Consider the following 1,027-nt stretch of genomic DNA (forward strand, 5'->3'; position numbering starts at 1 on the left):
CACACCCTGGCGTATCGGGCGTCGGACAAGGCGGGCAACACCTCCGCCGAGCAGTCGGTGTCGTTCACGGTGGTGGCGGCTCCGCCGCAGGACACCACCGCGCCGGACGCCTCCGCGACGGTGTCGGGGGCGAAGGACGCCGACGGGAACTACGTCTCCAGCGCGACGGTGACGGTGACGGCATCGGACGCGGAGTCGGGTGTCGCCGAGATCGAGTACGCGCTGGACGGAGCGGCGTACGAGGATTACAGCGCGCCGGTTCAGGTGAGCGCTGTGGGTGAGCACACGGTGAAGTACCGGGCCACCGACGAGGCGGGCAACACCTCCGCCGAGCAGTCGGTGTCGTTCACGGTCGTGGCCGCCCCGCCGCAGGACACCGCGCCGCCGGAGGTGACCGCGTCCGTCTCGGGGACCAAGGACGCCGACGGGAACTACGTGGGCAGCGCGACCGTGACGGTGACCGCCACGGACTCCGGCTCGGGGGTGGCGGCGACCGAGTACTCCCTCGACGGCGGCCCCTACCTGCCGTACTCCGGACCGGTGGCGGTGAACCGCGCGGGCAGCCACACCTTCCTGTACCGGGCCACCGACAAGGCGGGGAACACCTCCGAGGCCAAGTCGCTGACCCTGACCGTCGTCGACGGCCGGCCGCCCACCGACTGCCCTGACACGGACGACCGTTCGACGGTGTACGTCGGCACGGTCAACACGGGCATCCCCGACCGTGTCACGACGAACGGCTGCACGATCAACGAGCTGATCGAGGACCACGCGGCCTGGACCAGCCACGGCGCGTTCGTCTCGGCCGTCGAGAAGCTCGTCACGGATCTGCGGCGGGAGGGAGTCATCGACCAGCGGGAGGCCGCGGCCATCAAGAAGGCCGCCGGCCGCAGCGACGTGGGCAAGCCGCACGCCGCGCGTAGCGAGCGGTGAGCTGACGGCGGAGGACACACGGGGGCCTCCGCCTCCTGACAGGGCCCGATGGAGTGGAACCGGCCGGTTCCACTCCATCGGGCCTGCCCGCAGT

General features: G+C 71.5%; 1 protein-coding gene. It reads left to right on the forward strand.

Going from position 1 to position 1,027, the window contains the following annotated elements; genetic code table 11:
* The coding region (locus ACWDUZ_RS38575) for an OmpL47-type beta-barrel domain-containing protein (protein ID WP_451636490.1) at positions 1-933 on the forward strand (933 nt) is incomplete at its 5' end.
* Positions 934-1,027: the final 94 nt, after the last annotated feature.

The sequence above is a fragment of the Streptomyces sp. NPDC003393 genome, from assembly GCF_053589015.1.